Origin of the sequence: Neorhizobium galegae bv. orientalis str. HAMBI 540 (assembly GCF_000731315.1) — a bacterium.
In the GTDB taxonomy this organism is placed as follows: domain Bacteria; phylum Pseudomonadota; class Alphaproteobacteria; order Rhizobiales; family Rhizobiaceae; genus Neorhizobium; species Neorhizobium galegae.
Genome location: NZ_HG938353.1, coordinates 4,156,917 through 4,181,444, shown reverse-complemented (window position 1 = coordinate 4,181,444; position 24,528 = coordinate 4,156,917). Strand labels below are relative to the sequence as shown.

The following is a 24,528-nucleotide window of genomic DNA, read 5'->3' as shown; positions in this document are numbered from 1 at the left end:
CGATGACCATTCAACGAGCCCCCATCAAACAGGCGATGGTGCTTGCCGCAGGGCTCGGCACCCGGATGCGGCCGATCACCAACACGATGCCGAAGCCGCTGGTGCCGGTCGCCGGCAAGCCGATGATCGACTACGTGCTGGATTCGCTGAGAGAAGCCGGCGTCGAGCGGGCCGTCGTCAACGTCCACCACTTCGCCGACCAAATGGCGACGCATCTTGCGGCCTATAAGGGCCTCGAAATCCTCATCTCCGACGAGCGCGACGCGCTGATGAATAATGGCGGCGGTATCGTGAAGGGGCTGAAGCTTCTCGATCGCAGCACGATTTTCGTCATGAATGCCGACCTCTTCTGGATCGGCGAGACCCCGGGCAAGCCCACCAACCTGCAGCACCTGGCGGAATTCTTCGATCCAGAGCGCATGGACATGGCGATGCTCTGCGTCGACATCGACAACACGACCGGGCATAACGGCATCAACGATTTTGGCATGGATGCGGATGGCCGGTTGAGGCGCTACCGGGACGATCCGGCCAACCCGGTCGTTTATGCCGGCGCTTTCGCGATGAGCCCGTCCTTTCTGGATGACGCGCCATCCGATGCCTTCAACATCAATATCTATTTCGACAAGGCGATCGCCCGCGGCCGGCTCTACGGAACCATGCTCGACGGCCACTGGATCACCGTCGGCACGCCGGAAGCGCTGCCCGAAGCCGAAGCGGTGATCGCGCGTTATCCGGTGGAGGCATGACCACGCTATCCGGCAAGAAGCGGGTGTTTTCGATCCCCGCCGGAGCGCCGTTCCTGAAGACTCTGGCAGCCGCACTTTGTGACGGCCGACTCAACGAGACCTTCCGCTACGATCCGGCCGATCCGCTTTCGCTCGCCGACGTGACCATCTACGTGCCGACGCGACGGTCTGCCCGCGTGCTGCGCTCGGAATTCGTCGACCTGCTCGGCGGCCGATCGGCGATCCTGCCGGTCATCCGGCCGCTTGGCGAAACCGATGACGACAGCGGCTATTTCGATCTCGTAGCGCCTGATGAAATGGATCTGGCGCTGCCGATCGGCGGCACCGCGCGCCTGCTCGAACTCGGCCGCCTGATTCTTGCCTGGCGTAACCAGCTCCCAAAGATCGTGCTCGACGTGCATTCGGAATCGCCGCTCGTCGCACCCGCCAGCCCCGCCGATGCCATCTGGCTCGCTCGCGCCTTGGCCGAGCTCATCGACGCGGTCGAGACCGAAGAGCGCGACTGGGCCGATCTCAAAAAACTCGATACCGGCGAACATGCGCTCTGGTGGCAGCTGACCGCCGAGTTTCTGTCGATCGCCAGTGCCTTCTGGCCCATCCGCCTCGAAGAACTGCGCCGTTCTTCACCGGCAAAACACCAGGCAGCTATCCTGCGGGGCGAAGCGCGGCGGATTGCCTCCCGGGATCACAAGGGACCAGTGATCGTTGCGGGTTCGACCGGGTCGGTGCCGGCTGCTGCCGACCTGATCGCGGCGATCTCCAGCCTTCCGAACGGCACTGTCGTGCTGCCGGGGCTCGATCTCTCGATGCCGGCGGATCAATGGGCGATGATTGGCGAAGAGGCCTTTGACGGCAAACCCGAACCCGCCAGCCGCAGCCATTCGCAATTCGGCCTGTCGCGGCTGCTTAAAAAACTCGGCGCGACGCGAGAAGACGTGGCCGTGCTTGGCGAAGTTCCGGGCGATCTCGCCTTCCGCGCCGAAGCCCTCTCCCAGGCGCTGGTGCCCGCCAAGGCGACCGACCGCTGGAGCGCGTGGCGGGACAACGCCGACCCCTCCCTCCTGGCCCAAGCCTTTGCCGACGTCTCGCTGATCGAAGCCTCGAACGAACGCGAAGAGGCCGTCGCGATCGCCATCGCGCTCCGGCTTGCGCTCGAACAGCCCGGCAAAAACGGTGGCGAGAGCCAGGCCGCACTGATCACGCCTGATCGGGCGCTTGCCCGCCGGGTGACCGCCGAGCTTTCCCGTTTCGGCCTGCTCGCCGACGATTCCGCCGGCTCGGCCCTCTCCGGCACGCCGCAGGGCACGCTGACCCAGCTTCTACTCGAAGCGACGCTCCGGCCGGGCGACCCGGTGGCGATCGCCGCGCTGATCAAGCATCCGCTGATGCGCCTCGGCCTGCCGGCCGCGGACCTGCGATCGGCCGTCGAAGCGCTCGAAATCCTGGCGCTACGCGGTGGTCTCGGCGACATGGACATTTCCGCGCTGGAACCCCTGCTCGAAACCCAGCTTGCCGCCCAGCTCGAAGACAGGCATGCGCCGCACTGGCGGCTATCGCTGCCGACCGATGCCGCCGGCAAGGCGCGCGATCTTGCGCAGCGGCTGGCGAAAGCGGTCGAGCCGCTCGCTTCCGCCCTCGTCCGCCGCCGGCCGGATGGGCGCGGCCTTACGGCAAAACTCACGCTATCCGAATGGGCCGATCGCACCGGTCGCGCACTTGAGGCGATCTGCATCGATGAACGGCGAGACCTCGCAGCGCTCTGGTCTGGAGAAGCCGGCGAAAAACTATCGGGGCTGCTCTCCGAAGTCATCGAGACTGACGGACAGATGGAGGCGGATGGTCCGCAATGGATCGACATCGTCATGGCCCTGACGACCGGCGAGGCGGTAAAACCGCGTTCGCTCAGCCATCCGCGCATCTTCATCTTCGGTACTCTCGAAGCCCGGTTGCAGAGCGTCGACACGATGATCCTCGGCGGGCTCAACGAGGGGTCCTGGCCGGGGCAGACGGTCAACAACCCGTTCCTGTCCCGCACCATGAAGACTGACATGGGGCTGGAACCGCCGGAACGGCGGATCGGCCAGCTTGCCCACGATTTCGAGATGGCCTGCGGCACGCGGCATCTGATCCTTTCGCGCTCGATGCGCCAAGGATCCACGCCAACTGTCGCTTCACGCTGGCTGCAGAGGCTGCTTGCGCTGGGTGGACGGCAGTTCGCGGACGAGCTCAAGGCGCGCGGCCACCAATATCGCGATTGGGCTTCCATGATCGACACCGGCGAAAACCAACCGGTCTCCAAGCGCCCGGCCCCCAAGCCGCCGGCGGATCTGCAGCCAGTAAAATATTCCTTCAGCGAGGTCGGGCGCCTGCGCCGCGACCCTTATTCGATCTATGCCCGCCGCATCCTCAAACTCGATCCGCTCGCCCCGTTCAACCGCGATCCAGGCGCCTCCGAGCGCGGCACGCTCTATCACGCGATCATCGACCGTTATACCCGCGAGGGCCACAAGCCGGGCATGCCTGCGGCCAAAGAGGCTATGCGCCGGATCACTCAGGAACTGTTCGACGCCGAACAGCTGCCAACCCATATCGACCGCGTCTGGCGGCCCCGTTTTGTCGAAGTCGCCCGCGCCTTCCTGGATTGGGAAGTCGAGCGCGCGCCGGATATTCGCAGGACGATGACGGAAGTCGGGGCCGGCTGGGAGCTAGAGCCAGCCGGTATCCGCGTCACTGGTATTGCGGACCGGATCGATATCAAGGGATCGGGTCTCGCCGATCTCATCGACTACAAGACCGGTCTCAACCCCTCGGTATCCCAGGCTCGGGCGCTGCTCGATCCGCAGCTCGGCCTTGAGGCGGCGGCGCTCAGAGCCGGAGCGTTCAAGGATGCGGGTCCGTTGACGCCCGACCAGCTGCTCTATGTCCGGCTGCGTCCCGGCGATCGGTTCCGGGAAGACAAAGTCAACAACGAGGGTTCGAGCGCGACGGCCAAGCGGCAACCGAAATCGGCGATCGATCTGGCCGACGAATCGATCGAACAGCTCACCCGCTTCGTGATCACGCTGCGCAATGGCGAAGCCGGCTTCGCATCGCGGCTCGTGCCGATGGCCCAAAATGATTTCGGCGGCGAATACGACCATCTCGCCCGCGTCGCCGAATGGTCGACGGCCGACGACGAGGAGGCGGAAGCCGATGAGTGATCTGGCTCCGGAGGGCGACGACCCGATCAAGTGGATCGATTGGACGACGGTGCAGCAATCGCTCGCCTCCGATCCCATAAGTTCCGCCTGGGTTTCGGCCAATGCCGGTTCCGGCAAGACGCATGTGCTGACCCAGCGGGTCATCCGGCTGCTACTCGCCGGCTGCCGGCCATCGTCGATCCTCTGCCTCACCTACACGAAGGCTGCGGCATCGGAGATGTCGAACCGCGTCTTCCAGCGGCTTTCGGAATGGACGGTGCTTTCGGACGACGAACTGCGCAAAAGGATCGCAAGCATCGAAGGTGCTGAGCCGGATTTCCTCAAGCTCGCCGAAGCGCGAAGACTGTTCGCCAAGGCGCTGGAAACGCCGGGCGGGCTGAAGATCCAGACCATCCACGCCTTCTGCGAAGCGCTGCTGCACCAGTTTCCGCTCGAAGCCAATGTCGCCGGGCATTTTTCGGTGCTCGACGACCGCGCCGCCTCTGCCCTGCTCGCCGATGCGCGCCGCTCGCTGCTGACGGCGACCTCTGCGGAAGAAGACCCGGGGCTCGCGGAAGCCTTTGCGCATGTGCTGGATCTCGGAGACGAATTCGGGCTCGAAACGCTGCTCGGCGACATCATCGCCAACCGCACCGCGATCCGCCGCTTCATTGCCCATGCCGAACGGCACGGCGGCATCGGCGTAGAACTCAAGCACGCCTTGGGGCTCGGCCCGGCCGATACGGAAGACAGTATCGCAGCCGGCTACTGGCCTCTGCCCGGGCTTTCCGGCCTGACGCTCGATCTCTATCTCGCGCTTGCCGACCAGAAGGGCGGCCAGAAGGTCACTGAGGTCGCCTATGGTCTTCGGCTGGTCGCCAAGGAGCCGGATGTCCTGAAGCGGGCCCAGCATCTCGACCAGATCTTTCTCACCCGCGAGGGCAAGCCGAAGGCCGATAGCTCGTTGATCGCCAAGGCGATGACGACAACCGCTCCGGAACTCGCCGAAGCGGTGGCAATCGCCCGCGCCCATGTCGTCGCTTGTCGCGACCGGCTGCGGCTGATCCGGATGTTCCTCGCGACCAAGGCGGCGCTGACGCTGGCGCAACGCCTCAACGACGATTACGAGGACCTGAAGAAACAACGCAGCCTGCTCGATTTCGAGGACCTGATCGCCCGCACCGCCGATCTTCTCACCCGCGATGGCGTCGGCGCCTGGGTGCATTACAAGCTCGACCAGGGCATCGACCACATTCTCGTCGACGAGGCGCAGGATACCAGCCCGATCCAGTGGACGGTGATCAAGTCGCTCGCCGAGGATTTCTATTCCGGTGCCAGCGCCCGCGAGACCCGCCGGACCATCTTTGCCGTCGGCGACGAAAAGCAGTCGATCTATTCCTTCCAGGGCGCCCGGCCAGAGCGGTTTGCGGAAGAACGCAGCGAGACGGAAAAACGGGTGCGGGCCAGCGACCAGGCCTTCCACTCGGTGCGGCTGCCCCTCTCCTTCCGCTCCACGGCCGATGTGCTCGCAGCCGTCGACCAGGTGTTTTCTCTGGAGGAGAACTTTCGGGGCCTCAGCGCGCTGGGCGAACCGGTGCAGCACCGCTCCAACCGGATCGGCCACCCGGGCGCCGTCGATCTCTGGGACGTGGTGGTGCCGGAAGTCGCCGAACAGGAGGAAGACTGGACGGCGCCATTCGATTCGACGCCCGACAAGGCGCCCTCCGCCATTCTCGCCGGCCGGATCGCCAACCGGATCGAGGAGATGATCGGAAAGGAGACGATCATCGAAAAGGGCGTCGAGCGGCCGATCGAGGCCGGCGATATCCTCGTTCTGGTCCGGAAACGCGATGCCTTCGTCAATGCGCTGACGCGGGCGCTGAAACGTCGCGACAATATCCCCGTCGCCGGTGCCGACCGGCTGCGGCTGACCAGCCATATCGCGGTGCAGGATCTCCTGGCGCTCGGTCGCTTCCTGCTTTTGCCGCAGGACGACCTTTCGCTGGCGGCGCTGCTCAAAAGCCCGCTCTTCAATCTCTCGGAAGAGGACGTCTTCGAAGTCGCGGCTTTACGGGCGGAGAATACGAGCGCCTGGACACAGCTCATCCGCCTGGGCGACGAACAGCCGCTCCGGTTCCGCGATGCGGCCGACAGGCTCCAGCATCTTCTCAGCCTCTCGCGGCAGCTCAGCCCGCATGATCTGTTTGCCCGGATTCTCGGGGCGCAGGGCGGGCGGCGGAAATTCCTTGGCCGGCTCGGGACCGAGGCCGGTGACATTCTCGACGAGTTCCTGACCTTTGCGCTCGACCACGAGACCAATGGACTGCCGGGCCTGCAGGCGTTCATTTCGACCCTGGAGATCGAGTCGCCGGAGGTGAAGCGCGAGCAGGACGGCGGCCGCAACGAGGTGCGGATCATGACCGTGCACGCTTCCAAGGGGCTGGAAGCGCCGGTGGTGTTCCTGGTCGACAGCGGCTCGAAGGCGTTCATCTCCTCGCATGTGCCGAAATTCCGGCTGCTCCGGATCGGTGGCGACAGCGTGCCGGCCTGGGTTCCGGGCAAGATGCTGACCAATGCGATGACATCAGCCGATGACGATCGGATCAGGACCTCGACCGAGGAGGAATATCGCCGGCTGCTTTATGTCGGCATGACGCGGGCCGCTGACCGGCTGATCGTCTGCGGTTATCGCGGCAAGATCGACAATCCAGACACCTGGCAGTCGATGATCTCCAAGGCGCTTGCCGCAGACGAACACCATTGCAGCGCGGCGGAGTTTCAGGGTTCCGACGACCAATGGGGCGGTTTCAGGTGGCGCCTCCCGGCCGCTCCCGGCCAGGCACCGAAGATTGCGCACAAGGAGGCCGCGGCAGCTGACAAGCGACCGCTTCCGGCAAGCCTCTCCCGCGCCCTGCCGGCGCAAAAGATCCTGCCGCGACCTCTCAGCCCTTCCGGCGCCGGCACGATGATCGATGACGACGCGGATGATCTGATCGTCACTTCGCCGCTGTTTGCCGACCAAAAGGACCGCGCGGGATTGGCGCTGCAGAAGGGCAAGCTGGTCCATCGCATGCTGCAGATGCTGACGGATTCTCCCAAGGCCGAACGCGCCTCTGCCGCCCGTCGTTATGCGGACCGTGCGGCCCGTTTCTGGCCGGCGGCGGAGCGCGAAAAGCTCGTCGCCAGCGTCATGTCGGTGCTTTCGCATGCCGAACTCGGGCCGGTTTTTTCCGAGCGTAGCCAGTCGGAGGTCTCGATCATGGGCACGCTGACGCTGGAAGGCCGCGACTACGCGATCTCCGGCCGCATCGACCGGCTGGTGGTCACCGAAGACCGGGTGATCGTCCTCGACTACAAGACCAATCGCGTACCCCCGAAAACGTTGGAGGACGTGCCGCTGTCGCATCGGGCGCAGCTCGCCATCTATTGCGAAATCCTGCGGCCGCTTTATCCGGCAAAGAGCTTCGAATGCGTGCTGGTCTATACCGAGTCGGCGCAAGTGGTTACGCTGCCCGCGGAACTGCTGTCACGCTCGCTTGCGGAACTCAAAACAAAGTGAGATAGCGGCCATTGAAAACTTTGAGCGGGAAGCTCACATTTACACCAACAGAGAATCGTGAAGGAGAGCCCTATGGCTACCGTTAAAGTCGATAACAGCAACTTTCAGGCTGAAGTCCTCGACTCCACCCAGCCGGTGATCGTGGATTTCTGGGCTGAATGGTGCGGCCCCTGCAAAATGATCGGTCCGAGCCTCGAAGAAATTTCGAACGAGCTCGCCGGCAAGGTGAAGGTCGTCAAGCTGAATATCGACGAAAATCCTGAACTGGCTGCCCAGTTCGGCGTACGCTCGATCCCGACGCTTGCCATGTTCAAGGGTGGCGAAGTGGCCGACATCAAGGTTGGCGCCGCTCCAAAGACCGCCCTTTCGGCCTGGATTTCCAGCGCCGCCTAACTTCCAGTCGCATGCCCGCATAAAAAGCCCGGCTGATCCCTGCAGCCGGGCTTTTTCTTTGTTATCGCAGTCTTTGGGGTCAGGTCGGCGGGGTGCCGTTGTCGGCAAGGACATTGCCGGCAAAATAAAGCGAGCCGCCGATCAGGATGCGCGGCGGCGGAGCGCCCGGCACCTGGCGGCGAGCTATTTCCTGCAGCGCCTCGGCCGTGGAGCCGGCGGGCTCGGCCACCAGACCGGCATCGAAGGCTGCATGGGCGAGAACGACCGGGTCGAGGCCCGATTCGCTGCCGCGGATGCGCACGGTGAAGACGTGTTCGGCGATATCGGCAAAGGCACGGAAATAGCCGATCGGGTCCTTGGTGTTGATCATGCCGGCAATGATGTAAAGCGGCCGGGCCTGGCGTTCCTCGAAGGATGCCATTGCCTCGGCAATCACCTCGCCGGCGCCGGGATTGTGCCCGCCATCCAGCCAGATTTCAGAACCTTCGGGCGCATATTGCAGCAGTTTGCCTTCGGTCAGCTTCTGGAGGCGGGCCGGCCATTCGACGGTCGCCATCGCCTTTTCCATCATCGCTTCGGTGACGGTGAAGCCGGCAGCCTTGACGGCGCGGATGGCGGCGGCGGCATTGGCGTATTGATGGCGCCCCGGCAGACGCGGCAGGGCTAAATCGGCAAGGCCGAATTCGTCCTGGTAGATCAGCCGGCCGAATTCCTCATGGGCCGAAAATTCCTGGCCGTAGACGGCGGTCGGACAGCCGAGCCGCTCGGCGGTCGAGATCAGCACGTCGCGGGCCGCTTCAAATTCCTGATGGCCGATGACGACGGGACGGCCGCGCTTCATGATCCCCGCCTTCTCGGCGGCAATCAGTTCGACTCGGTCGCCGAGATAGGCCTGGTGGTCGAGCGAGATCGGCATGATGACCGAAACCGCAGGATCTGAAATGACGTTGGTGGCATCGAAGCGACCCCCGAGGCCGACTTCGAGGATCACCGCATCACCGGGCTGTTCGGAGAACAGTAGGAAAGTCGCCGCTGTGAGGATCTCGAAGACGGTGATCATCTGGCCGTTATTGGCCGCCGCGATGCGCCGCAGCGCGTCCGCCAGCATCTCGTCGCCGACGATCCGGCTGCGGCCGCCCTTGACGCCGATCCGATAGCGTTCGTGCCAGTGGACGAGATGCGGGGACGTATGGACATGCGTCGCATAACCGCCTGCCTCGAGCAGGGCACGGCAGAAGGCCGTCACGGAGCCCTTGCCGTTGGTGCCGGCCACATGAATGACACGCGGCAGCTTCCTGTGCGGATTGCCGAGTATTTCGAGCAGGCGGGTGATCCTGTCGAGCGAAAGATCGAAACCCTTCGGATGAAGGGTCATCAGTCGTTCAATTTCCCGCTCGGCCTCGCTCACAACGGGCTCGTTCATGGTGGTCATCCCGCCGCTCCGGCTCTCGATGCTCTCTCTCGGTCAGGCGCTGAGCGCGATGGGCGCCGGAAGCACTTCCTGAACAGGCTGTTTCGTCAGCATCTTCAGGATCTTGGCCAGTGTCGATGGAATCTCGTGGCGCTTCACCACCATATCGACCATGCCATGCTCCAGCAGGTATTCCGACGTCTGGAAGCCTTCAGGCAGCTTTTCGCGCAACGTCTGTTCGATGACGCGTTTGCCGGCAAAGCCGATTTCGGCACCGGGCTCGGCAATATGGACATCACCCAGCATGGCGTAGGAGGCGGTGACACCCCCGGTCGTCGGGTTGGTGAGCACGACGATATAGGGCAGGCCCGCTTCCTTCAGCATGTCGACCGCAACCGTGGTGCGCGGAAGCTGCATTAGCGACAGGATGCCTTCCTGCATGCGGGCGCCGCCGGAGGCCGGGAAGATGACCAGCGGGCATTTTTCGGTGAGAGCCCGTTCGCAGGCCCGAACGATCGCCTCGCCGGCCGCCATGCCGAGCGAACCACCGATGAAGTTGAATTCATGCACGATAGCGACCAGCTTCAGGCCCTGAACCTCGCCCAAGCCGGAAAGAATCGTGTCTTCCTGCTCGGTCTTGACGCGACTATCCTTCAGGCGATCGGCATAACGCTTGGAATCGCGGAATTTCAGCGGATCCTGGGCGACCTTCGGCTGCGGCAGCGCCTCGAAGACACCGCCGTCGAAAAGATCGATGAGGCGGGCCTTGGCCGGCATCTTCATGTGGAAGCCGGAAGCGGGAATGACCCACTTGTTCTCTTCCAGGTCCTTATGAAAGACCATCTCGCCGGTTTCCGGGCACTTGATCCAGAGATTTTCCGGAACGTCCCGGTTGGGACGACCCAGCATGGAGTTGATGCGCGGCCGGACGTAATTGGTGATCCAGTTCACTTGGCGTACTCCCGATTAACTCAAGCCTAATGTGGGAAACTATTCGGCGGCAACAAGGCGGGCAGCGCGCACGCCGGTTGCAAGGCCGCGAACCAGGGTTGCGACCGCCGCAACGGTATCCGGACCGGCCTTGCCATCCTTGGTAAGGCTGCCGGCGATCTGGCTGACAATTGCCGAACCGACAACGACGCCATCCGCCGCAGCACCGATTGCCTTGGCGTGATCCGCTGTCTTGACGCCGAAACCGACGCAGACCGGCAGAGCCGTGTGACCCTTGATGCGCTTGACGGCTCCGCCAATCAGCGACGGATCCGGAAGCGCCGATCCGGTAATGCCGTTCATCGAAACGTAATAAACGAAACCTGACGTGTTCTTGAGAACGGCCGGTAGACGCTTGTCGTCGGTGGTCGGGGTCGCCAGGCGGATGAAGTTGACGCCCTTGGCCAGCGCCGGAATGCAGAGTTCGTCATCCATTTCCGGCGGCAGGTCAACGACGATCAGGCCGTCGATGCCCGACGCAATCACGTCATCGAGGAATCTCTCGACGCCGTAGACGTAGATCGGGTTGTAGTAACCCATCATCACGATCGGCGTTTCGGTATCGGTTTCGCGGAAAGTGGCCGCAAGCTTGAGCGTCTTTGCGAGCGTCTGACCTCCCTTCAGGGCGCGCTGACCGGCCATCTGGACCGCCGGGCCATCGGCCATGGGGTCGGAAAACGGCATGCCGAGCTCGATGAGATCGGCACCGGCGTCGGGCAATGCCTTCATGATGCCGAGCGAGGTCTCGAAATCCGGATCGCCGCCCATGATATAGGTGATCAGCGCGGGGCGACCCTCGGCCTTCAGGGCCGCGAAACGTTTGTCCATACGAGCGGTCATATCAAAGCTCCATGCCGAGAATCTTGCCGACGGTGAAGATGTCCTTGTCTCCACGGCCCGACAGATTCATCAGGATGATTTCGTCCTTGCCCATCTTCGGGGCGCGCTTGATCACTTCGGCGAGCGCATGGCTCGGCTCCAGCGCCGGGATGATACCTTCGAGGCGGGTCAACATCTGGAAAGCGTCGAGCGCTTCGTCGTCCATGATCGGCACGTACTCGGCGCGGCCGATGGAATGCAGCCAGCTATGCTCCGGGCCGATGCCCGGGTAATCGAGGCCGGCCGAAATCGAATGGCCTTCGAGGATCTGGCCGTCGCCATCCTGCAGCAGATAGGTGCGGTTGCCATGCAGGACGCCCGGCGATCCGGCCGTGATCGAGGCGCAATGATCGACGCCCTGGAGGCCACGGCCGCCGGCTTCGACGCCAACGATCTGAACGCTTTTGTCGTCCAGGAACGGATGGAAGATGCCGATCGCGTTCGAACCGCCGCCAACGGCGGCGATGACGACATCCGGCAGCCTGCCTTCAGCTTCCAGCAACTGGGCGCGGGCTTCGGTGCCGATCACCGACTGGAAGTCGCGGACCATTTCCGGATAGGGATGCGGGCCGGCGGCGGTGCCGATCAGGTAATAGGTATCGTCGACATTGGTGACCCAGTCGCGCAGCGCCTCGTTCATGGCGTCCTTCAGTGTGCCGTGACCGGCGGTCACCGGACGGACTTCTGCACCGAGGAGCTTCATGCGGAAAACGTTCGGCGCCTGGCGCTGAACGTCGGTGGCGCCCATGTAGACGACGCAAGGGAAACCGAAGCGGGCGGCAACGGTTGCGGACGCGACGCCATGCTGGCCGGCGCCGGTCTCGGCGATGATGCGGGTCTTGCCCATGCGCTTGGCGAGCAGGATCTGGCCGATGCAGTTGTTGATCTTGTGCGAACCGGTGTGGTTCAGCTCTTCGCGCTTGAAATAGATCTTGGCGCCGCCGAGATGTTCGGTCAGGCGCTCGGCGAAATAAAGCGGGCTCGGGCGACCGATATAATGGGCGCCGAGATCAGCCAGCTCCTTCTGGAAGGAGGGATCGTTCTTCGCCTTTTCCCATTCGCCCTGGAGATCCAGGATCAGCGGCATCAGCGTTTCGGCGACAAAGCGCCCGCCGAAAATACCGAAACGGCCATCCTCATCGGGGCCGGCACGGAACGAATTGGGTTGTGGCGTCTCGTTCACTCTCTACTCCCTCACGCGCCCTTTCGACCCGCCTCTGCGACGGCATCGAAAAAGGCATCGATCATTCCAAGGTCCTTGATGCCCGGCGCGCTTTCCACGCCGGACGATAAGTCGATACCGCTTGCCCGCGTCGATTTGAGGGCAATGACGGCATTATCCTTGTTCAATCCTCCCGAAAGCATGTAATCCACGCCCTCGTCAAGGGAAGCCATCAGGCTCCAGTCGAAGGAAATGCCGTTGCCGCCCGGCAATTCGGATCCGGCGGGCGCTTTGGCATCGAAAAGAAAGCGATCGGCAATGCCGATATAAGGATCGATCCGGTCGAGATCGCCGGCTTCCTTCACCGAGAAAACCTTCATGACCGGCAGACCGAAAAGCGCCTTCACCTGCAGAACCCGTTCCGGGCTCTCATTGCCATGCAGTTGCAGGATGTCCGGCCGCACCATCGAGACGATGTCGTCGAGTTCCTCGTCGTCGGCATTGACGGTCACCGCCACGATCTTCACCCGTCCGCGGGCGCGATCGGCGAGGTCTCCGGCAAGGTCGGGTTCGACGTTGCGCGGGCTCTTGGCGAAAAAGATGAAGCCGATATGCGAAGCGCCCCGCGCCACGGCGCGATCGACAGCCTCGGGGGTCTTCAACCCGCAAATCTTGATATCAGGTTTCATGACGTGCGGAGTGGCATGAAATTCCGCCGGAGTCGAGGCAAATCATAGCAGACGGAGTGCGGCCTTGTCCTCGGGTCAAGCCCGAGGATAACGAAGGACACATTACGCCCTTGGCGATCATGATTATTTTCATTCCCGGGCTAAGCCCGATGATCGGCCGGGACACGTCAGGTGCCTCGTATAGATTTAGTTTAGGTGACACGCGACGTGCCCCGTTCGGTGTGTTTTTCCGCGCAACTCCGGTCCCTCTGCGGCGGTATGGTCTTACGTCCTTGCGGAATGCCATACCGGGTTGTGTGCGACACACGCACGCCCCGCCTTGAGGCGAGAGGGAGACCATTTTCTGCGCAGCCCCTGACGATCCGCTTGCATAACGGCGGTTCGTCAGATCACCGGTCCCATCTCGCCGGTTATGCCGACCGGTGTAGCCGAAACGGGACGGGGGGATTGTAGGCATAGGTTTGATGGGCGGGGATGAAAAGAGACCGATTTGAGAGTAACTTTGCCTCAAGTGACTGATTTGCCTAAGCAAGCCCCCCTCTGCCCTGCCGGGCATCTCCCCCACAGGTGGGGAGATCACAAGCGGCATGATCCCCGCTTCCAAGCTACCGCCGCGAAACGTGGTACTCTCAATCGAGGGCTGTGAGCAGGCTCCAGCCAATCTCCCCCCTTGTGGGGGAGATGCCCGACAGGGCAGAGGGTGGTACCACGCCCGCCGCTGCTGACCGTTCCCTGCACTTACTATGGCTTCTTCTCCGTCATCCTCGGGCTCGACCCGAGGATCCACGCCCCACCTCGTCACTCGAAATCAATCGCATGTAGCTGGGACCCATGCTGTTTCAGCCATTTTCGGGCCTCTTCCATGCGCGGGCAGAGCTCTCGGCACAGCGCCCAGAATTTCGGGCCGTGGTTCATCTCCTTCAGGTGCGCCACTTCATGGGCGGCGAGATAATCGATGACGAGAGGCGGAGCCATGACGATGCGCCAGGAAAAACTGAGGTTTCCATCCCAGGAGCAGGAACCCCAGCGGCTGCGGGTGTCCTTCATGGAGACCGACTTGATCGGTTTGCGGATGGCGGCGGCGTGGCGGGCAACCAGCACTTCGAGATCCTTGCGCGCTTCCTTCTTGAAGAAGGCGGAGAGCCGGCGACCCATGTGATCCTCGAGGCCGCTGACCCTCAGCACCGGTTCGCCATCGACCAGGACGGCTTCGGTGAGGCCGCGCAGCGTGCCGGTATGTTCGATCCGATGGGGCACGCCGCGAAAGGCGATGCGGCCGCCCGATCGGATCGGGTTATCGGCCGAAAACTTGGCGAGCTTGGTGAGGAGCCAGCCCTGGTGCCGATCGAGGAAATCGTCGATCTCGCGCTTCAGCAGACCTGCCGGCACGGTGAGATTGAGCGCGCGGCCGCCGGGTTCGATCCTGAGCGTGATGCGGGTGGCGCGGCGGTTTTCCCTGATTGTCAGCGGCATCGCCCGATCACCGACATCAAGCGTCCGCTTCACCGTTTCGAGCGGTTTCGGCTTGGAGCGGACTGGCTTTTTCAGAAGCGCGAACATGGACCCTTTCTAGCCGATTCCTTTCCATAAGAAAGCCGGCGTCTAAACGACGCCGGCTCCCCATCACGTTTCACGTGAATCCTTGGGAGGATCAGAGATCGACAACCGGGTTCTGACCGGAGGAACGGTTCTGCCGCTCACGCATGAAGCGGTCGAATTCTTCCTGGTCTTTGGCGCGGCGAAGCTCGCGGACATAGTTGTCGAATTCTTCGCGCATCTCATCCAGCTTGCGGCGCTCTTCCTCGATCCGGTCGATCTCGGTCTTGCGCCAATCGTCAAAGGCGACGTTGCCCGTGGTGAAATGCGTGTTGTAGCGGGACTTCGCCCGACGGCAGCCGGCGAACATCCGGTCGGCGCGGTGGTTGGCATCACGCTTGAAGCCGCGGAGCCTCTCCCCGAACAGAATATAGGCGAGCATGGCAAGGCCGAGCGGCCAGAAAACGACGAAACCGAGCACCATGAGCGCGATGGTAGCCGGCGTCCACTCCGGACGAATCAATGCTGACTGGTTCATTGGTCACACCCTGATGTTTCAGCGGGTGGCCACATGCCAGCCCGACTGAATTCGATTTGGTGAGCCCATGATCCGCCTTCAAGAAGAGAGATCATTAAATTCAAGAAGATGCTGAAATATAAACCAGAATTCGAAGACGCGACCGGACCTAGCCGGCCTTGCCGCCCTTGATGACCCGCTTGACCGGAGCCTTCTTGGCCACAGACCTGGCATGTTTCTGGGTGAAGGCAACAATGCGAGGCGCGATCTCGCGGCGGAAACGCGAGCCGTTGAACACGCCGTAATGGCCGACATCCGGCTGCATGTAATGCAGGCGCATGTCATCGGGGATATTGGGGCAGATGGTCTGCGCCGCATTGGTCTGGCCGAGACCGGAAATATCGTCGTTCTCGCCCTCGACGGTCAGAAGCGCCACCTGACGGATGAGCTTGGTATCGACCGGTACATTCCGGTGCATCATCTCGCCCTTCGGCAGCGAATGCTTGATGAAGACCGTGTCGACCGTCTGGAGGTAGAATTCCTCGGTCAGGTCCATAACCGCCAGATATTCATCGTAGAACTCGCGATGCTTCTCGGCAGACTCGCCGTCGTTCTTGACGAGGTGCTGGAAAAATTCCTTGTGGGCGCTGACATGTCGGTCAAGGTTCATCGACATGAAGCCGGACAATTGCAGGAAGCCCGGATAGACGCGGCGCATGAAACCTGTATGCGGCCACGGCACGTTCATGATGACGTTATCGCGGAACCATTCGATCGGATGTTCTTCCGCAAGCTTGTTGACGGCGGTCGGGTTGATGCGGGTGTCGATCGGACCGCCCATCAGGATCATCGAGGCGGGAATCATCGAATCTCGCTGCGATTCCATCACCGCCACGGCAGCCAGCACCGGGACGGAAGGCTGACAGACCCCGATGACATGGGCGCCGGGGCCGATCGCATGCAGCATCTCGATAATGTAGTCGATATAGTCGTCGAGATCGAAGCGGCCGTCGGTGATCGGCACCATGCGGGCATCGATCCAATCCGTGATGTAGACGTCCGCGCTCGGCAGCAGCGCTTCCACGGTGCCGCGCAGCAGCGTCGCATAGTGGCCGGACATCGGCGCGACGATCAGGATCTTCTGGTCCGGGGCCCGGCCGGCGGGCAGATCGCGGCGGAAATGCAGGAGATTGCAGAAAGGCTTGGTCCAGACGATCTCTTCCGTTACCGCTACGGTCTCACCATCGACAGTCGTGAAGGGGAGATCGAAGGCCGGCTTGCCGTAACGGCGCGTGATGCGCTCGAAGACTTCGAGGCTGGCGGACAGCGTGCGGCCCATCGTGGTGTGGGAAAACGGATTGAGCGGATTGGAATAGAAGAAGTGCATGGCATCCGCGGCGGCGCGGACGGGGGCCATTGCGGCGTGGTTCATCTCGTAGAACTGATAGAACATCGACGTGCTACCTTTCGTGATTTCCGACAGCGCATTCGACAGGGACATCGAACCGATCGGTTCAGGAGCAGTGTGAGGATAGGCAAGCACTTTTCTATTGCGATGCAACATTATGGGGAATACCGGCTGATTTGGCCAAGAGGAAGGCGGGGCCGCAGATCATTCTGCTGTCTTGAGAATGACATGTAAGCTTTAAAGTTCCACCTTCCAAGCCTGGTTAAGGACTCATGCCCGCCGGCGGGCATGAGTCCTCCTATTATTTAGACGTCAGCGACGAAGGTCTGGCGCTGGGTGCCGAGGCCGTCGATGCCGAGTTCGACGACTTCGCCGGGTTTCAGGAAACGCTGCGGCTTCATACCGAGGCCGACGCCCGGAGGCGTGCCGGTCGAGATGATGTCGCCCGGATGCAGCGACATGAACTGGCTGAGGTAGGAGACGAGATAACGAACGCCGTAGACCATCGTCTTCGTGGATCCGTTCTGCATCTTCTCGCCATTGACCGTGAGCCACATGCCGAGGTTCTGCGGGTCGGCGATTTCGTCCTTGGTGACCAGCCATGGGCCGATCGGTCCGAAGGTGTCGCAGGACTTGCCCTTGGTCCACTGGCCCGAACGCTCGCTCTGGAAGGCGCGTTCGGAGACGTCGTTGGTCAGGCAGTAGCCGGCGACATAATCCATCGCGTCGGCTTCGGAGACGTATTTCGCCGTCTTGCCAATAACGACGCCGAGTTCGACTTCCCAGTCGGTCTTTTCAGAACCGCGCGGGATGACCACGTCGTCATTCGGGCCGACGATGGCGGAGGTCGCCTTCATGAAGATGATCGGCTCAGGCGGTACGGTCGCCCCAGTTTCGGCGGCGTGGTCGGAATAGTTGAGGCCGATGCAGATGAACTTTCCGGTGCCGGCGACGCAGGCACCGATGCGGGTCGGCTGCAATTCGGGCAGGCTTTCCGGATCGAGAGCGGCGATCTTGGCAAGGCCTTCCGGGGAAATAGCAGGCCCGGCAATGTCGGCTACATGGCCGGACAGATCGCGGATCTTGCCCTTGTTGTCAAAAAGTGCCGGCTTTTCATGGCCCGACTCACCAATGCGCATCAGTTTCAAAACATGGTCCTCCATTTATCGAGGAGGTTTATGAAACATGCGCCCCAGCTTGTCACCCCCGTTTTCAGCCAACCAGAAGTCTGTTGCCAAGCAGGTCGGCAAGCCTATTGTTAATCTTAGATCTACTCCCGGCCTGCAATTTCGGAGAACGCCCAATGACCAGCAGCAACACCCGCGACTCGGAATTTCCGATCGATACCTTTTTCCTCGACCGCTGGTCGCCGCGGGCGTTTACCGAAGAGACGATCGATCAGGCGACCATGCTGACGATCCTCGATGCCGCTCACTGGGCGCCCTCCTCCGGCAACAACCAACCCTGGCGTTTCATCTATGCGCTGCGCGGCACGCCATCTTTTCCGGTGCTCGTCGACATTCTTTCGCCGGGTAACCAGCGCTGGGCGCAGAACGCGGCAGCGCTGATGATCGTCGTCTCGAAGACCTATCGCGTGGCAAGCAATGGCGAGCGCCGGCTCGCCTACACCCATTCCTACGATACGGGTGCCGCCTGGTTCTCGGTGATCTGCCAGGCGATGAAACTCGGTTATCACGCGCATGGCATGGAGGGTTTCGACAAGGAAAAGGCCGTCGAAGTGCTTGGCATTCCGGAAGGTTACCGGGCCGAGGCGGCGGCTGCGATCGGCCGCATCGCGGACCGGAGCACGCTTCCCGACGACCTTGCCGAGCGGGAGGTTCCGAGCAAGCGCAAGCCGGTTTCGGAGATCGCCTTCGAGGGAAAATTCACCGGAGAGCCCTGAACGCCGGCGATATGTCTCGAATTGTTTCACGTGAATCCCTATCCACAGGAAAGATTCACGTGAAACATTTTTGAACTGGACAAACAAAAAGCGGCGGCCCGAGGACCGCCGCTTTCTTGTTGTGAAGCTTCAACGTTAGATGTCGAGGTTGGCGACGCTCAGCGCGTTTTCCTGAATGAACTCGCGGCGCGGTTCGACTTCGTCACCCATCAGGCGTGAGAAGAGACCGTCAGCGTCGGTGGCATCGTTGACCCTGACCTGCAGCAGCGAGCGGACGTTCGGATCGAGCGTCGTTTCCCAGAGCTGCTCCGCGTTCATCTCGCCGAGGCCTTTGTAACGCTGCATGGAGAGACCCTTGCGGCCCGTCGCGAAAATCGATTCCAGGAGGGCGCGGGGGCCGGACATTTCCTGCTGGCCGTCCTTGCGGGTAAGGACCGGCGGCGTGCGGTAGATTTCCTGCAGGCGCGCGGTCATCTGGTCGATATGGCGGGCATCGGCCGAGCCGATCAGCGCCACGTCGACGGCCGCGACTTCCTTGACGCCACGCACCATGCGCTCGAAACGCAGGCCGCCCTCGTCCGTCACATGGCCGGCCCAGCCGCGTTCGGTCTCTTCGGCGATCATGTCCAGGCGACGAGCGACTTCGTCGGCGGTTTGCTGGGCCCGTTCGCGATTGTCGGTAAGCTCCGGATTGAGCGCACCGGCGATAGCAGCCTGTTCGATGATCGAGCGGCTATAGCGGGAATGCAGGCCTTCGACCAGAGCGCGCAGGCGCAGTGCATCCTGGATGACTTCGCGCATGTCCTGGCCGGCACGCACTTCACCGGAACCGAGCGTTAACGTCGCTTCCTCGAGGCCCATGGTGATCAGGTACTCTTCCAGCGCGCTTTCGTTCTTCAGGTACTGGATCGACTTGCCGCGGCTGACCTTATAGAGCGGCGGCTGAGCGATATAGATATGCCCGCGTTCGATCAGGTCAGGCATCTGACGGAAGAAGAAGGTCAGAAGCAGGGTACGGATATGGGCGCCGTCAACGTCGGCGTCCGTCATGATGATGATCTTGTGGTAACGCAGCTTGTCAGCGTTGAACTCGTCCTTGCCGATCGACGTGCCGAGCGCGGTGATCAGCGTGCCGATTTCCTGGCTTCCGAGCATCTTGTCGAAACGAGCACGCTCGACGTTGAGGATCTTGCCGCGGAGCGGGAGGATCGCCTGGTTCTCACGCGAACGACCCTGCTTGGCGGAACCGCCGGCGGAATCGCCCTCGACGAGGAACAGTTCGGACTTGGCCGGATCGCGCTCGGAGCAATCGGCAAGCTTGCCGGGCAGCGAGGCGATGTCGAGCACGCCCTTGCGTCGGGTCAATTCGCGGGCCTTGCGGGCGGCTTCGCGGGCGACCGCTGCTTCGACCACCTTGCCGACGAGGATCTTCGCTTCCGTCGGATGTTCTTCAAACCAGGTGCTCAGCGCTTCGTTCATCAGGCTTTCGACCACCGGCCGAACTTCCGACGAAACGAGCTTATCCTTGGTCTGCGATGAAAACTTGGGGTCTGGCACCTTGACGGAGAGCACGGCGGTCAGGCCCTCGCGGCAGTCTTCTCCCTGCAGCGTTACCTTTTCCTTTTTGGTGATACCGGAACTATCCGCATAGGACGTCACTTGGCGCGTCAGCGCGCCTCGGAAGCCGGCCATATGGGTGCCGCCGTCGCGTTGGGGGATGTTGTTGGTGAAGCAGAGCATGTTTTCGTGGTAGCTGTCGTTCCACCACATGGCCACTTCGACGGTCATGCCGTCTTTCTCGCCCTTGATGGCGACGGGCTTGTCGACCAACGGTTTCTTGGAGCGATCGAGATAACGGACGAAGGCTTCGAGACCTCCGTCATACAGCATCTCTTCTTCCTTGATGTCCGGCTTGCGCTTGTCGGTTAGCCGGATTCTGACGCCCGAATTCAGGAAGGCCAGTTCGCGCAGGCGATGCTCGAGCGTGCCGTAGTCGTATTCGGTCATCGTGAACGTTTCGGAGCTGGCGAGGAAGGTGACCTCGGTTCCGGAACGGCCTTCGTATTCGCCGATGACCTTGAGCGGACCGTCGGCGACGCCATGAGTGAAGGAAATCTCGTGGAGCTTGCCGTTGCGGCGGATGCGCAGTTTCAGCCAGACGGACAATGCGTTGACGACCGAGACGCCGACGCCGTGCAGACCGCCGGACACCTTGTAGGAGTTCTGGTCGAACTTACCGCCCGCGTGGAGTTGGGTCATGATCACTTCGGCAGCGGAGACGCCTTCGCCGGTGTGAATGTCGGTCGGGATGCCGCGTCCGTTGTCCGTGACGGTGATCGAACCGTCGGCATTAAGGGTCACGGTAACCAGGTCGGCATGACCGGCAAGCGCTTCGTCGATCGCGTTGTCGACGACTTCGTAGACCATGTGGTGCAGGCCAGAGCCGTCGTCAGTATCGCCGATATACATGCCGGGGCGCTTACGCACTGCATCAAGGCCCTTCAGAACCTTGATCGAGTCGGCACCGTATTCGGCACTCGCGCCATTATCGCTGACGGGTGTATCGGTCATCAGTATCTTCCAATTCGTTTGAGATGCCGGTGAAGCGAATCACCGGCTATTCCACCCTCAGAATATAGGGAAATCGGGGCGGTTTCTAAAGGTTGAGCCTCGCCAATACGGCATGAAAGCCGTGGATGCGTGGCGAATTCAGCCTCGCATCTCGGCTTTTTTGAGGAGCGTGTCCATTTCCTCTATCACGTCGGGTGGTAAAGAGCGAATCCGCTGCGCCAGACGGTTGGCAAAGCCGGTGTATGATGGCGGCAGACCCGCGGTATCGAGCACGACTTTCGGATGGGACGCTTCGGCAAGGCGGAAAAGCTCTTCCGCCTCATCCCAGATGACGTTGAAATAGCCGGCGATCCGCTGCAGCAGTTCGAACGTCGGACGACCGCGCTTTCCATGCTCCAGGGCGGAGAGGTAGGCAGGCGTGACGCCGATCGCCTTCGCAAGCTCGCGCTGGGTGATGCCCTTGCGGCGGCGCAACTCTCTCAGTGCATGACCGAAAGGCGTCATTCCCGATCCCCTCGGCCGCGTGAAAGCCGCACATACATGGCGCCCTCCCCGCCGTGATGGCGCGCCGCCCATTCGTAGGAGGAGATCAGGAAGCGGAATTCGGCCTTCGAAAACCATAGGGGCACGGCGCGTCGGAGCGCGCCTTCGCTGCCCATCGAACTGCCCTTGCCGGTGATCACCAGAACGTGGCGGAGCCCGCGTTCATGGGCCCGCAGCAGAAAGTCGAGAAGCAGGTCGTGGGCCTCGCCCTGGAATAGTCCGTGCAGATCGAGCCGAGCATCGATCGGCAGCCGGCCCTTGGCGAGCTTTTTCTTAACGGGCTTTTCGAGTGGCTGATGAGAGCCTACGGGACGCCTGGAGGGGACGGCAACCGGAAGTTCGACCGCATAACTTTCTTGCCGCGGCGCGGGTTTCGGTTTTGCTGCTTCGACGGCGGCTTCTTCCGCGACAATCTTCGCTGCTTCGGCTTCCTCGAATTGCAGGATTTCCTTCATGCGGCCAGGTAGGGCGCGGGCGGACTTGGCAACCCTGCCCCACAATATCCGCTCTTCCGGATCGAGTTTGCGACCGCCCTTCATCCGCCGTACCTGACAGCCGCTGCCTTGGGGATGAGGATATAGAAATCCGCGTCGTTGCGCACGGTTCCAGCGAGCTCACCCGCCTCGAAACCGGAGCCGGTAAAAATGTCGCCCCGCGCCGGACCGACGATTGCCGAGCCGGTATCGAGCGCCAGCATCAGCCGTGCGAAGGGTTTGCCCCCATCCATATGGATCAGCGTCTCGGACCGGATGAAAAAGGGAAAACCGAAAGTGTGGATCTGGCGATCGACCGCCAGCGAGCGTCCCGAGATCAGCGGCACCTTGGCAGCAGCCACTGGCCCGAGTGACGGATCGGAGACATCCGCTTCCCGGAAGAAGATGTAGGAACGATTGTGCCAGAGCAGTTCGTCAACCTTAGCCGGATTCTCCGCAAGCCAGGCGCGGATGCTCTGCATGGAAATCTTGGCGGGATCGATCTCGCCGCGGTCGATCAGCAGCTTGCCGATCGGCGAGAACGGATGACCCGCCTTGGCCGCATAGGTAATCCGCCGGATGTTTCCATCCGGATATCTCAGTCTTGCGGCGCCCTGAACGTGGATGAAGAAGACATCGACCTTGGATTTCGCGTAAGCGATCTCCAGGCCGCGGCCTTCGAGCAAACCACGATCGATCTCGCCGCGATCCGGGTAGGGCTCGATTCCATCAGGTGTCTGCCGGCCAAACATGTAGCCGGAGTCCAATCCTGCCGGACGGTTACTGTCGTCGAGATCAATAAGATCGTCCGGACGATAGTAGAAAGGATGCGCCCAGACATCGTCCCGCGTTTCCGAGACCTCTATTTCCGGCTCATAGAAAGCGGTGACGAAACCGCGCCGGCCGTCGTTGCGCGCGATCAGGAAGGGTGTGCAATGGGTTTCGAAAAAGGCCCTGGCGGAAACGGGATCGCCCGGGAGGTCCCGGGCGGCTTCGATGAGGGTGCCGAGTTCTTCGGCGGTCAGGCCGAGGGAACCGGTGCGGTATGGCTTGACCTTGCGGATATGCTCGAGCGACGCGCGCATGCCGGCAAACAGTGCCGTCGGATCGTCATCGCCCCACCCCGCAAGATCGGAGAAGGATACCGGCCGTAGAGTATAATCCGCAGAGCTCAAGGTCATTGTTCGGATTCGGTAGCGACCAATCTCCAGTTCGGATCGCGGGAGTGGATGTCGCGGGCGAAGGTCCAGATGTCGGTGACTTCGGCCACGGTTTCCTGGTCGCCGTCGATCAGTGCGCCGGCCTTGTCATAGGTCGCGGAAATCAGCTGACTGACGATGCGGACGGTGATCTGTTCCTCGGCATCCTTGACCGCGGCATGGGTGATATCCGCCTTGTCAATGCCGACGAATGTGGACTTCACCACTTCGCCGCGGGATTCCCGGTCGGTGATCGCCGTATCGAACCCGTCGAACACCTCTTTGGAGAGAAGGCCCTTCAGCGTCTTCCGGTCGCCGTCAGCAAAAGCCATGACGATCATTTCGTACGCCATGCGGGCGCCGTTCAGAAACTCGCGGGGACGGAAAGCGGGATCGGACTTGACCAATTCGCGCAGCGCGGCGTTAAGCGGCGTAGCCGGCTTGGCGAGAGCGTCGACATCCGCATAACGCTGCTCGTCCTCCGTGGCATCCCGGCGCGGCAGGGTCACGACCTTGCTGTCGTCGCCGCCCGGGTTTTTTGCGACGTCGCGGGGGCTGTAAGGATCGAACGGCGGCTTCTCACTTCCCGTCCGGCGTCCGAGCACACTGCGCAGTTGCAGGAAGATCAGAACCGCTGCGACGAGGAAAAAGAGTGTTATAAAGTCGTTAGAGCCCATCTTAACCCGCATTTGGCGTTTAAAAGTTCGGTGCAGTTTCTCATATAGTCTGCATACGCCTATCATTCAAATGGCGAAGACGTTAGCGCTTTGCGCACTTCTGGATATCACGACACAGGGAATACCATGCGCTTCTTTCTCGTGCCGCTTCTTCTTATCGGCTGGCCCCTCGCCGAAATCGCGGGCTTCGTGCTGGTCGGCAAAGCACTCGGCCTCTGGGCGACGCTCGGCCTGGTGATCGGTACGGCGGTGCTCGGAGCCATCCTGCTGCGCAACCAGGGCACCCAGATCCTGAGACAGATTTCCACCGAGAGCCGCGACGGCCGCGCACCCGGCCGCGCCCTGATCGACGGAGCGATGATCGTCGTTGCCGGCATCATGCTGTTGCTGCCCGGTTTCATCACCGACATCATCGGGCTTGCGCTGTTCATTCCCTTCGTGCGCAGCCTGATCTGGTCTGTGATCGGCCGGCGTATCGTGGTCGTCCGTTCGCCTCGCAGCAAGAGCTATCAATACGAAAGCCCGAGGCCTTCGCCGGAGGCCAACAAAACCGGGCCGGTGGTCGATCTCGACGAGCAGGACTACCATCGCGATCCCGATCCCTCCTCGCCCTGGACCGGACCGAAAAGCAGGGAACCTTGAGGGGTTCAGCCCGTTGGCCAGGGTTGTAAGCCCACAAGCGAAATGTTA

The 24,528-nt window shown here is 62.0% G+C and carries 20 protein-coding genes; 6 read left to right on the top strand and 14 right to left on the bottom strand.

Annotated elements, in window-relative coordinates:
- Window positions 1-2 precede the first annotated feature (2 nt).
- From RG540_RS20135 to trxA, 4 genes are all read left to right on the top strand, one after another.
- The gene (locus tag RG540_RS20135; RefSeq protein WP_038591647.1) at window positions 3-749 is read left to right on the top strand and encodes a nucleotidyltransferase family protein; all 747 of its coding nucleotides are present in this window, start codon (window positions 3-5) and stop codon (window positions 747-749) included.
- Window positions 746-3,949 (top strand): double-strand break repair protein AddB, encoded by a 3,204-nt coding sequence (addB, locus tag RG540_RS20130; RefSeq protein WP_038591644.1) that lies wholly within the window; start codon window positions 746-748, stop codon window positions 3,947-3,949. The genes RG540_RS20135 and addB overlap by 4 nt, the downstream gene beginning before the upstream one ends.
- On the top strand, window positions 3,942-7,487 hold the full coding sequence (addA, locus tag RG540_RS20125; protein WP_038591641.1) for a double-strand break repair helicase AddA: 3,546 nt from the start codon (window positions 3,942-3,944) through the stop codon (window positions 7,485-7,487). Before addB ends, addA begins: the two co-directional genes overlap by 8 nt.
- 72 nt (window positions 7,488-7,559) lie before the next feature.
- Window positions 7,560-7,880, top strand: a complete 321-nt coding sequence (gene trxA, locus RG540_RS20120) for a thioredoxin (protein ID WP_038591637.1) — start codon at window positions 7,560-7,562, stop codon at window positions 7,878-7,880.
- A 79-nt stretch (window positions 7,881-7,959) separates the two neighbouring features.
- Here trxA and RG540_RS20115 read toward each other — a convergent pair whose 3' ends face one another.
- From RG540_RS20115 to RG540_RS20075, 9 genes are all read right to left on the bottom strand, one after another.
- On the bottom strand, window positions 7,960-9,312 hold the full coding sequence (locus RG540_RS20115) for a bifunctional folylpolyglutamate synthase/dihydrofolate synthase (RefSeq protein WP_038591634.1): 1,353 nt from the start codon (window positions 9,310-9,312) through the stop codon (window positions 7,960-7,962).
- A 33-nt stretch (window positions 9,313-9,345) separates the two neighbouring features.
- Entirely contained in the window at window positions 9,346-10,242 is an 897-nt protein-coding gene (accD, locus tag RG540_RS20110; protein ID WP_038591631.1) for an acetyl-CoA carboxylase, carboxyltransferase subunit beta, read from the bottom strand.
- 39 nt (window positions 10,243-10,281) lie between these two features.
- Window positions 10,282-11,121: a tryptophan synthase subunit alpha gene (trpA, locus tag RG540_RS20105; RefSeq protein ID WP_038591629.1), complete on the bottom strand. Its 840-nt coding sequence runs from the start codon at window positions 11,119-11,121 to the stop codon at window positions 10,282-10,284.
- A 1-nt stretch (window position 11,122) separates the two neighbouring features.
- The gene (trpB, locus tag RG540_RS20100) at window positions 11,123-12,343 is read right to left on the bottom strand and encodes a tryptophan synthase subunit beta (protein WP_038591627.1); all 1,221 of its coding nucleotides are present in this window, start codon (window positions 12,341-12,343) and stop codon (window positions 11,123-11,125) included.
- 11 nt (window positions 12,344-12,354) lie between these two features.
- Window positions 12,355-13,011, bottom strand: coding sequence for a phosphoribosylanthranilate isomerase (locus RG540_RS20095; protein ID WP_038591625.1), 657 nt, complete (start codon window positions 13,009-13,011; stop codon window positions 12,355-12,357).
- A gap of 798 nt (window positions 13,012-13,809) precedes the next feature.
- Window positions 13,810-14,571, bottom strand: a complete 762-nt coding sequence (locus tag RG540_RS20090) for a M48 family metallopeptidase (RefSeq protein WP_038591622.1) — start codon at window positions 14,569-14,571, stop codon at window positions 13,810-13,812.
- A gap of 91 nt (window positions 14,572-14,662) precedes the next feature.
- Complete coding sequence (locus RG540_RS20085; protein WP_038547389.1) at window positions 14,663-15,085, bottom strand: DUF2852 domain-containing protein; 423 nt, start codon at window positions 15,083-15,085, stop codon at window positions 14,663-14,665.
- Between the two features lie 148 nt (window positions 15,086-15,233).
- Window positions 15,234-16,517: a polyhydroxyalkanoate depolymerase gene (locus RG540_RS20080; protein WP_038594333.1), complete on the bottom strand. Its 1,284-nt coding sequence runs from the start codon at window positions 16,515-16,517 to the stop codon at window positions 15,234-15,236.
- Between the two features lie 260 nt (window positions 16,518-16,777).
- A complete protein-coding gene (locus RG540_RS20075; protein WP_038591620.1) occupies window positions 16,778-17,620 on the bottom strand; it encodes a fumarylacetoacetate hydrolase family protein in 843 nt (280 codons plus the stop codon).
- A 155-nt stretch (window positions 17,621-17,775) separates the two neighbouring features.
- On the opposite strand from RG540_RS20075, the gene RG540_RS20070 reads away from it, so the two are divergent.
- Window positions 17,776-18,375, top strand: a complete 600-nt coding sequence (locus RG540_RS20070) for a nitroreductase family protein (RefSeq protein ID WP_038591617.1) — start codon at window positions 17,776-17,778, stop codon at window positions 18,373-18,375.
- Between the two features lie 135 nt (window positions 18,376-18,510).
- Here RG540_RS20070 and gyrB read toward each other — a convergent pair whose 3' ends face one another.
- The 5 genes from gyrB to RG540_RS20045 form a co-directional block, all read right to left on the bottom strand.
- Window positions 18,511-20,946 carry a DNA topoisomerase (ATP-hydrolyzing) subunit B gene (gyrB, locus tag RG540_RS20065; RefSeq protein WP_038591614.1) on the bottom strand — a complete coding sequence of 812 codons (2,436 nt, stop codon included), beginning with the start codon at window positions 20,944-20,946 and terminating at the stop codon, window positions 18,511-18,513.
- 138 nt (window positions 20,947-21,084) lie between these two features.
- Window positions 21,085-21,450: a helix-turn-helix domain-containing protein gene (locus RG540_RS20060; RefSeq protein WP_038591611.1), complete on the bottom strand. Its 366-nt coding sequence runs from the start codon at window positions 21,448-21,450 to the stop codon at window positions 21,085-21,087.
- Complete coding sequence (locus tag RG540_RS20055; protein ID WP_038591608.1) at window positions 21,447-22,028, bottom strand: Smr/MutS family protein; 582 nt, start codon at window positions 22,026-22,028, stop codon at window positions 21,447-21,449. The genes RG540_RS20060 and RG540_RS20055 overlap by 4 nt, the downstream gene beginning before the upstream one ends.
- Window positions 22,025-23,143, bottom strand: coding sequence for a murein transglycosylase A (gene mltA / locus RG540_RS20050; RefSeq protein WP_038591605.1), 1,119 nt, complete (start codon window positions 23,141-23,143; stop codon window positions 22,025-22,027). Before mltA ends, RG540_RS20055 begins: the two co-directional genes overlap by 4 nt.
- Window positions 23,140-23,838 carry a Tim44/TimA family putative adaptor protein gene (locus RG540_RS20045; RefSeq protein WP_038594330.1) on the bottom strand — a complete coding sequence of 233 codons (699 nt, stop codon included), beginning with the start codon at window positions 23,836-23,838 and terminating at the stop codon, window positions 23,140-23,142. Before RG540_RS20045 ends, mltA begins: the two co-directional genes overlap by 4 nt.
- A 126-nt stretch (window positions 23,839-23,964) precedes the next feature.
- On the opposite strand from RG540_RS20045, the gene RG540_RS20040 reads away from it, so the two are divergent.
- Complete coding sequence (locus tag RG540_RS20040; RefSeq protein WP_038591602.1) at window positions 23,965-24,480, top strand: FxsA family protein; 516 nt, start codon at window positions 23,965-23,967, stop codon at window positions 24,478-24,480.
- Window positions 24,481-24,528 lie beyond the last annotated feature (48 nt).